8 protein-coding genes are annotated in these 8,863 nt (G+C 68.3%); 6 read left to right on the forward strand and 2 right to left on the reverse strand.

All coding sequences use genetic code 11. The annotated features are described in order from the left end of the window. From A9O63_RS03170 to A9O63_RS03185, 4 genes are all read left to right on the forward strand, one after another. Window positions 1-1,144: DUF2793 domain-containing protein (locus A9O63_RS03170; RefSeq protein WP_069330630.1), on the forward strand; the 1,144-nt coding region annotated here is incomplete at its 5' end. Between the two features lie 175 nt (window positions 1,145-1,319). After that, window positions 1,320-2,276, forward strand: coding sequence for a calcium-binding protein (locus A9O63_RS03175; RefSeq protein ID WP_069330631.1), 957 nt, complete (start codon window positions 1,320-1,322; stop codon window positions 2,274-2,276). Between the two features lie 136 nt (window positions 2,277-2,412). Continuing rightward, window positions 2,413-3,732, forward strand: a complete 1,320-nt coding sequence (locus tag A9O63_RS03180; RefSeq protein ID WP_069330632.1) for a hypothetical protein — start codon at window positions 2,413-2,415, stop codon at window positions 3,730-3,732. Window positions 3,733-3,922: 190 nt separating this feature from the next. Beyond that, window positions 3,923-4,546: a hypothetical protein gene (locus A9O63_RS03185; protein WP_069330633.1), complete on the forward strand. Its 624-nt coding sequence runs from the start codon at window positions 3,923-3,925 to the stop codon at window positions 4,544-4,546. Between the two features lie 97 nt (window positions 4,547-4,643). On the opposite strand, the gene A9O63_RS03190 is transcribed toward A9O63_RS03185, so the two are convergent. Then, window positions 4,644-5,696: a sulfotransferase domain-containing protein gene (locus A9O63_RS03190; RefSeq protein ID WP_069330634.1), complete on the reverse strand. Its 1,053-nt coding sequence runs from the start codon at window positions 5,694-5,696 to the stop codon at window positions 4,644-4,646. A 119-nt stretch (window positions 5,697-5,815) separates the two neighbouring features. Further along, window positions 5,816-6,820, reverse strand: a complete 1,005-nt coding sequence (locus A9O63_RS03195) for an NAD-dependent epimerase/dehydratase family protein (RefSeq protein WP_069330635.1) — start codon at window positions 6,818-6,820, stop codon at window positions 5,816-5,818. Between the two features lie 208 nt (window positions 6,821-7,028). Here A9O63_RS03195 and atpD point away from each other — a divergent pair, with 208 nt between their 5' ends. Continuing rightward, window positions 7,029-8,405, forward strand: a complete 1,377-nt coding sequence (gene atpD, locus A9O63_RS03200) for a F0F1 ATP synthase subunit beta (protein ID WP_069330636.1) — start codon at window positions 7,029-7,031, stop codon at window positions 8,403-8,405. Then, window positions 8,402-8,863: F0F1 ATP synthase subunit epsilon (locus A9O63_RS03205; protein WP_069330637.1), on the forward strand; the 462-nt coding region annotated here is incomplete at its 3' end. The genes atpD and A9O63_RS03205, both read left to right, overlap by 4 nt.

An 8,863-nucleotide genomic window follows, 5' to 3' on the forward strand; every position in this document is an offset into this window, starting at 1 on the left:
CGGGGCGCGGCATCTGGTGGGGCCGGGCGCCGAGGGGGCCTGGGCGGGGCGGGAGGAGGCCTTCGCGGTCTGGGACGCGGAGGCGGCGGTCTGGCGCTTCCTCGCCCCGCAGCCGGGCTGGCAGACTTTCGTGCTGGCCGAGGGGGCGGGGCTCGTCTTCACCGCCCAGGGCTGGCGCACGCTGATCGGCCTCCTGCCGGAATTTCCCTCGCTGGGCATCGCCACCCCGGCCGATGCCACCAACCGCCTCGCGGTGGCGGGCCCCGCCACGCTCTTCACCCATGCGGGCGCGGGCCACCGGATCAAGGTCAACAAGGCCGCGGAGGCCGAGACGGCGAGCCTCCTCTTCCAGTCCGGCTGGTCGGGCCGGGCCGAGATCGGGCTTGCGGGCAGCGACGACTTCGCGCTGAAGGTCAGCCCGGACGGCACCTCCTTCCGCACCGCGCTCAGCGCCGACCGGGCGAGCGGGCGGGTGGCGCTGCCGCAGGGGGCGGTGGTGACGGGCAGCCTCACCGGAAGCGCGGTGCAGGCCTCGGCCGCCGATGCGACCCCGGGCCGGCTTCTGGCGGTGGGGGCCTTCGGGCTGGGGGCGCCGGCGCCGCTGGTCGGCAATGCCGGGGCTGCGGCCGGCACGCTCGCTCCGGGCTTTTACGGCTACGACAGCGCGCAGGGCAGCAGCGGCGGTCCTGCGGGCGTGCAGGCGGGCCTCCTCCTCCACCAGAGCCGGGGGGCGGGCGAGGGGCAGCTCTTCCTCGTGGAGGCGGGGGGCGGGGGCCTCATGCCGGGCATCCTCTTCTCGCGCGCCCGCGGCGAGGGCGCCTGGTCGCCCTGGGTCGCGGGCGGGATCGTCGAGAGCGCGAGCAACGCCAACGGCCGCTACATCCGCCATCAGGACGGGACGCAGAGCTGCTGGCAGAAGGTGACCACCTCGGCCTCCGCCGATGTGGTGGCCCCCTTTCCCGCCGCCTTCTCCACCGTCGCGGGCCTCGTCACGGTCTCGAGCGTGGTCTCGAACGGAGCCCAGGCGCTCAGCCCGCGGCTCACCGGGCGGACGACGACCAGCGTCGGCGTCTCGGTCTTCAGCGCCACGAACACGCGCCTTGCCGCGCAGGTCGAGCTGATCTCGATGGGCCGCTGGTATTGACGCATCCGGCCCGGCGGGGCCGGGACCCGGCAACCTGTCCTTCCAAGCAGATTGACGGCGGGCCTTCTTTCCAGAAGGCTGGAAGGGCGCGGATTTCTTCCCGAAAGCCGCGCGATTTCAGACCAGACATAGAAAATCCCGTTCAGTGCGTCCTATTGAAGGAAGTTTGGAAACAATGCCCGGAGTCTCTCCTTTCCCTGCCCTGCCCCCGCTGTTCGAGCCCCTGGCCCAGAGCGCGCTCTCGCAGGCCTCGCTCGCCCAGACCCCGGCCGGCACCCCCGGCAACGACCTGCTGAACGGCGGGCCCGGTGCCGACCGTCTGGTCGGCGGGGACGGCAACGACACGATCAACGGCCGCGACGGCGTGGACCGGCTTTATGGCGGCAATGGCGACGACCTTCTGGACGGCGGCTTCTACCATGACGTCTGCTACGGCCAGGCCGGCAACGACACGTTCCGCATCCGCGGCGTGGATCTCGCCGACGATGTCTATGGCGGGGCGGGGACCGACACGCTGGACCTGAGCGGCTACACGAACCTGCGGCTCGGCTTCCGGGTGGATCTGGTCGCGGGGCGCTACGACTTCCGGCCCGAGCCCTTCGGCCCCTATGTGGTGAAATCGATCGAGATCGTCATGGGCTCGGCGCGGGCCGACGTGCTGCTGGGCAGCCGTCTGGCCGAGACGCTGTCGGGCGGGCTCGGCAACGACCGGCTCGAGGGGCGGGGCGGGGCGGATGTGCTGCGCGGCATGGGGGGGGCCGATGCGCTCTTCGGCGGCGCGGGCAACGATCTCCTGCTCGGGGGCACGGGCAACGACCGGCTCGACGGCCAGCGGGAGCGCGACGTGCTTGTGGGCGGGGCGGGCAACGACCTCCTGATCGGCGGCGGCGGGGCGGACCGGTTCGTCTTCGCCGGCAATTTCGGCCGGGACCGGATCCGCGACTTCTCGCCCGACACGGCGGGCGAGCGGATCGACCTGCGCGGGGTGGGGGCCATCGCCGGCTTCGGCGATCTGATGGCGAACCATCTGTCGGAGGTGAACGGCCATGTCGTGATCGAGGCGGGCGCGAACCGGATCACGCTCGAGGGGATCTCCTCCGAGATGCTCACCCGCGACGACTTCCTGTTCTGAGGCGGCCCGGGGCAGGGCGGGTGCCGCCCGGCCTGCCTTGGGCAGAGGAGCGCCGCCCGGGGCCCCAGCGCGGCGCGGGGGGTTGTCCGCCCCGGGAAATGCGCCATCCTCTGGCAAACCGCCACGGGAGGCTCCCATGACCCTGCTCCGGACGACCCTGACTGCCGCCCTTCTGTCCCTCGCCTTGGGAACGGGGGCGGAGGCGGCCCCCGAGGCGATCTACGGGCCCGGCCCCCGGGCGCTCGACAACCGCGAGATCTTCGCTGCCGCGAACCTGCCGCTCTGGCAGGAGCTCGACCGCGCGGGGGTGGAGGGGATCGTGCTCAATGCCACCTTCCTGATGACCACCGACTTCCGGTGGATCGGCGCCGTGGGGGAAGAGCGCCGCCCGGCCGATACCTATCTGAGCGATGACGATCTGGCCGGGCTTGCGAAGATCGTCGCGCGGACGGGGCTGGAGGTGACCTACGAGGCGGGCGTGGGCCTGTCGGGTGCCCGCTGCGATGCCAGCCTCTCGCCGGAGGCTTTGGGCCGTGCGGCCGCCGCGTTCGAGTTCGAGCGCAATGTGAGACGGCTGACCGATGCCGGCATCCCCGTCTCGGCACTCAATGTCGACGGGCCGATGCTGCGGGTCCTGTCGGATTCGGACAAGCCGGCAGGCTGCCGGGAAACGGCCGGTGCGGGCTTCGACGTGCGCAGCGCCGGGCAGATCGTGCATGCCTACATGGTCGAACTGCGCGATCGGATCGAGGCGGCTCAGGACAGGCGGACAGTTCAGGTCCGATGGCTGGTCAATCTTCCGCTGTGGCAAGTGGGAAGGGTTCCCCGAAATCCCGTCTACAGCAAACCAGCCCCCGATGCTGAGCCCACGACTGATCTTGCCGATGCAGTCCGATCTCTGGCCAAGGCACAGGCCGAACAGGACCTGCCGGGGCGGGCCCTCGAAATCGCCGAGGTGGTGATCGGCTACCCTTATGCCATGGGGCAGCAGAATCCGAACCGCTATGCGATCCGGGTCCGGAACCTGTGGCTTTCCTCGCGCGCCCTCAATCCCCGTTCGGGACATCCGCCGCCTTTGGGTTTCATCGTCAACACGCACAGCTATCTGAATCCCTGCCTGAAACGCGAGGGCAGGCCGGACGTGGCCTTCCTGACCTTCCGCCGGGGGACAGGATCCGTCAGCGAAGCCTGCCAGAGGGCACAGATCGGCGAGGATACGGCGGCGAATGCCCGGGATGGAGTCATGGACAATGACACCGACTACCTGCGCGACAGCTTCACCTATGCGGATGAGCTGAGCCCCGGGGGAGAGCTGGCACGGCAGCTCGTCCTGCGCGACGGCACCCGCATCGCCGACCATGTGGCCCACATCTACTACCAGTCCTGGGGCGTAAATCCACTCAGCAACGCCTGGTACATGGAGCGGCTGATCGAGCGGCTTGAAGGCCTCCGCTGAATCGCGGCCAGCAGCCATCTCCCACCGGCTCGCTCTGGACCCGGCTGCCGGGGCTCAGGCTGGAGATCCGTCTTCGGCGCAGCCCCGCTTAACCTCCCCGCACATGGTGACTCGAAACCCCTTGCGTCGCAGCGGCGGTTCAAGGATGAGTTTTAGCAAAGAGCCATGAAATGCAGGCAGGAACCGAAAATTGATCGTTGCGAAGGACTGGATCTGGTTGCATGTCCCCAAGTGCGGGGGGACCTCTACGGAGAAGATGTTGCATGCTCTCTACGGTGATGACCCCTCCGTGGCCTTTGATCCCGTCGGTCGGAAGCTGCCCGTCATCTGGCACCAGTCCATCCAAGCCCGGCAGAAGCAGGACCCTTCGTTCAGCGTCAACGGGCGCAAGGTAATCGGCAACATCCGCCGGCTGCCCTACTGGCTGCTCAGCCGCGTCCATTTCGAACTGCAGCGCGCTGGCGACGCGGCCCTCGTCACCCGTGCGCAACTGCGCGACGGCAAGTTCCGCAGCCGGCCGGGCCCTGAGGGAAAGACGGGAAAGTTGGCCAGTGCGGACGACATGATCACGAACTTCGCCTCCGACGTCACCCACTGGATGCGAACCGAGCATCTGATGGAGGACATGGCCCGCGTCTTCCCGCTGCCCCCTGACGTGCCCCTGAAGGAGGTCCGCGAAAACAGCGGCAAGATCGGTTATGTGAAGGACATCAGGTTCTGGTTCACCCGCCCCGAAATTAACAACCTTTACGAGAAAAACCCGGTGTGGGCGCAGATAGAGCGGTCGGTCTATGGCGATCTGCTGAGCTATTAGAAACCCTCGCAGCGCCGCCCTGAAGAAGAGCGGGCTGACGCCTGACTGGGTGAAGACGGCGATGAACGAGCTTGCGAGCCGGATGAATGCGTTCTTTCTATTGCGGAAGGGCGGCCCTGAGTTTTTCGCGCATCCGCACGTTTCCCTCCGGGAGATGAGGGTCCCAATCGGCTTCTGTCAGATCGTCACGGAAAAGTAGCTGGTCTGCCGACGGAGCCGTGAAGATGAGGGACTCCGACTGACCGGATTCAAGCCATGGCCGAAGCGGGATATTCATCTCGCTGGAGGCCTGAATGACCGCTTCGTACTGTGCGCGCGTGTAGAGGCTGGTTTTCTTCTTGCCGCGATTTTCCCTGATCCTGTCAAGCGCGTCCTTCAGCTTCTGGTAAAGGCCGAGCTTGAGCGGGTTCGGGAAGAAGGCGGCATGTGTCATCCAGATTGCCAGAGGGTCTGGAGAGATATTCGCCTCTCGATTGTCGAGTTCGGCGAGATCATGAACATGGAGAGGAGATCCCAGAAGCTCGAGAAAAGGTCCTATGACCCCTTCGGGATGTTTGCGTATGGTCTCATAGTCCAGAAGGATGAGCTGGTCGCGGCTGAAGCCGCTCAGCACGTTCTCGATCACCTGGTGATGATCGATCCATATCCCGGATGCCAGATGCTTCTGGAGGGCATGTGCGAGGAACGGATCAAATCTTCCCGCCTTGCCGTTTTTGGCCACCTGAAGCCAGATGGACTGGATGTACTCCGTCTGGTGCCGCACCACATAGACAATTTTCACCTCTTCGAAATCCGACAGGCGCTTGGCCAGATCTGCCATGTCCACATGCTGGGGCAGGGCCCGGCTGAAAACCTCGGCGGACAGGAAGACGGTCCCCTTGCGGGAGGCATAGTCTTCCGTGAATTTCTCGAAGAAAGCGTCCTGCCTCGTGCGCCCGGCCGCTCCTGTTTCTTCGGGGCCCCAATAGCTCTCGGGAATTTCGGGAATGTCGATCCAGGGCGTGGCGAGAATGTGATGGGCCCGGTTCGGCCCGATGTCGGGATAGAGGATGCCGTGCCGGGCGAGCAGGTCGCGATTGAGGTGAAAGCGCCGCTGGATATAGCTGGTCGCCGTCTTGTGTGCGCCAATGTGGAGAAGCAGTCGTGCCAAGCGGTCATCTCCTTGTTGCGAAGGGCCGCATCCTGGCCTTCTGTCCTGCGGGAAAGTCCTGCGGATCTCCCAGCGCCTCTTGTCTAACCCGACCTTTCCGACGAGGCAAACGGGTGTGACTACTTCCCCGTGTAATCGCGATACCACGAGACGAACTTCGCAATGCCCTCGCGGATGTCGGTGTGGGGGCGGTAGCCGGTCAGGCGCTGGAGAAGCCCCGCGTCGGCCCAGGTCGCGGGCACGTCGCCCACCTGCATCGGCAGGTAGCTGCGGATCGCGCGCCGCCCGAGGCTCTCCTCGATCGCCTCCACGAAATCCAGCAGCCGCACCTTGTCGGAATTGCCGATGTTGACGATGCGGAAGGGGGCGGCGGGCGAGAGGCTGTCCTCCTCGACCGCCGTCTCGGGGCCGCCGGGCACGGCCTCGATCAAGAGCCGGATCGCGCGGACGAGATCGTCCACATAGGTGAAGTCGCGCCACATCTCGCCGTGGTTGTAGATCTCGATCGGCCGGTCCTCGAGGATCGCCTCGACGAACCGGAAGAGCGCGAGATCGGGCCGCCCCCAGGGGCCGTAGACGGTGAAGAAGCGGAACATCGTGACGGGCAGGCCATGCACATGCGCCCAGGCATGGCCCATGCTCTCGTTGGCCTTCTTGGTCGCGGCATAGATCGTGAGCTGGCGGTCGGCCTTGTCGGTCTCGCGGAAGGGCATCTCCTCGTTGGCGCCATAGACCGAGGAGGTGGAGGCCATCATCAGATGGGCGACCTTCAGCCGCCGCGCGGCCTCCATCACGGTGAAGCTGCCGATCACATTCGCATCGAGATAGGCGCGCGGGTTCTCGACCGAATAGCGCACGCCGGCCTGGGCCGCGAGATGGACGATCACCTCGGGCGCGAACTCATCGGCCACCCGGTCGAAGAGCGCCTGATCCTCGAGCATGCCTTCGGTGGCCGAGAAGTTCGGATCCTGCAGCAGCATCGCATGGCGGCGGCGCTTGAGGGCCACGTCGTAATAGTCGGTCATCCCGTCGTAGCCATGGACACGGAAGCCCTCGGCCAGCAGGAGGCGCGCGAGATGGAAGCCGATGAAGCCGGCCGTGCCGGTGACGAGGATGCGCCGCATGAAGAGCCCCTTCTGCCGGGGGCCGCGTCCCCCTCGGGCCGGACCATAGCGGCGGGGCGGGCGAACCGGAACCCCGGCCTCGCCGTCAGCCATTCCGGCGGGGTCGGGGTGACCCGGCCGTGCCCCCGCGCGGGGTGGGCAACGGGGGGGCCGGGGCGTAAGATCCGGGCCGACTCGGGCACTTCGCCGAAAGGCAGGGACCGCGCAGATGACTGGACGAGTGACATCGGTTCGAGGGCCGGTCCTCGACATCCGTGTCGAGGGACCTCTGCCTGCGATCGGCGACGTGGTGGAGGTGGGCTCCCTCCCCGTCGTGGCGGAGATCCAGGCCCATCTCGGCGCCGCCGATGTCCGGGCCATCGCGCTCCATTCCACGCAAGGCATCGCCCGCGGCGAGAGGGTCCGCACCACCGGCGGGCCGCTCCGGGTGCCCACCGGACCGGCCGTGCTCGGGCGGCTTCTCGATGTGGCGGGCCGCCCCGCCGATCTGGGCCCGGCCCTCCCCGCCGAGGCGCCCCGCGCGCCGATCCTGCATCCCGCCCCGCCGCTCGCCGCGCAGGACGCGCGCTTTCAGGTCTTCTCCACCGGCATCAAGGTGCTCGACCTGCTGGCCCCGCTGGCCCAGGGCGGCAAGACCGCGATGTTCGGCGGCGCGGGCGTGGGCAAGACCGTGCTGGTGATGGAGCTGATCCGCGCCATGGTCTCGGGCTATGACGGGATCTCGGTCTTCGCGGGCGTGGGCGAACGGTCGCGCGAGGGGCACGAGATGCTGGGCGAGATGAAGGCCTCGGGCGTGCTCGACCGCACCGTGCTGGTCTACGGCCAGATGAACGAGCCGCCCGGCGCGCGCTGGCGCGTGCCGCTGACCGCGCTCACCATCGCCGAGGGCTTCCGCGACGGCGAGGGGCGCAACGTGCTTCTGCTCATCGACAATGTGTTCCGCTTCGTGCAGGCGGGAGCCGAGGTCTCGGGGCTTCTGGGCCGGATGCCCTCGCGCGTGGGCTATCAGCCGACGCTCGAGACCGAGGTCGCGGCGCTGCAGGAGCGTATCGCCTCGGTCGGGCGCGCCTCGGTCACGGCGATCGAGGCGGTCTATGTCCCGGCCGACGATTTCACCGACCCCGCCGTGACCGCGATCAGCGCCCATGTCGACAGTACCGTGGTCCTGTCGCGGCAGCTGGCGGCCGAGGGGATCTATCCCGCGATCGATCCGCTGGCCACCACCTCGGTGCTGCTCGATCCGGCGGTGGTGGGCGAGGACCATGCCCGCGTGGCCGGGCGGCTGAAGGAGGCGATCGAACATTACCACGAGCTGCGCGACGTGATCGCGCTTCTGGGCATCGAGGAGCTCGGCCGCGAGGAGCAGCTGATGGTGGGCCGCGCCCGCAAGCTGCAGCGCTTCCTGACCCAGCCCTTCTTCGTCGCTGCCGCCTATACCGGCATGGAGGGCCGCTCGGTCCCGGTGGCCGAGACGGTGCAGGGCTGCGCCGCGATCCTCGGGGGAGAATGCGACGACTGGGACGAGGGCTCGCTCTACATGATCGGCACGCTCGAGGAGGCGCGCCGCCGGAAGGGGGCCGCATGAGCCTGACGCTCCGCGTGACCACGCCGCTTTCGGCGGTGCTCGAGGAGGAGGGGCTGGCCTCGATCCGCGCCGAGGATGCCTCGGGGAGCTTCGGCCTCCTGCCCGGGCATGTCGATCTGCTGACGGTGATCGAGGCGGGGGTGCTCTGCTGGCGAAGCCCCGAGGGGCCCTGGCGCTTCTGCGCGATCCGGGGGGGCGTGCTGCGCGCGACGGGCGGCCGGGCCGTCACCGTCGCCTGCCGCGAGGCGGTGCCGGGCGAGGATCTGGCCCGGCTCGAGGCCGGGCTGAAGCGGCAGGCCGAGGCCGCCGATCAGGCCGCGCGCCGCGCCCGGGGCGAGCAGGTGCGCCTCCATGCCAATGCGATCCGCAGCCTGATGCGCCATCTCGACCGCGCGCCGGGCGTCGACCTTCCCGGCAGCGGGGGGGCCTTCGAATGCCCGCCCCCGGCCCGAGCCCCG

Origin of the sequence: Cereibacter johrii (genome assembly GCF_001720585.1) — a bacterium.
Lineage (GTDB): Bacteria > Pseudomonadota > Alphaproteobacteria > Rhodobacterales > Rhodobacteraceae > Cereibacter_A > Cereibacter_A johrii.

What these genes read in the sequence shown, in the direction of transcription:
- A9O63_RS03175 (WP_069330631.1), top strand. Translation starts at nt 1,320, where the DNA reads ATGCCCGGAGTCTCTCCTTTCCCTGCCCTGCCCCCGCTGTTCGAGCCC.
- A9O63_RS03180 (WP_069330632.1), top strand. Translation starts at nt 2,413, where the DNA reads ATGACCCTGCTCCGGACGACCCTGACTGCCGCCCTTCTGTCCCTCGCC.
- A9O63_RS03195 (WP_069330635.1), bottom strand. Translation starts at nt 6,820, where the DNA reads ATGCGGCGCATCCTCGTCACCGGCACGGCCGGCTTCATCGGCTTCCAT.
- atpD (WP_069330636.1), top strand. Translation starts at nt 7,029, where the DNA reads ATGACTGGACGAGTGACATCGGTTCGAGGGCCGGTCCTCGACATCCGT.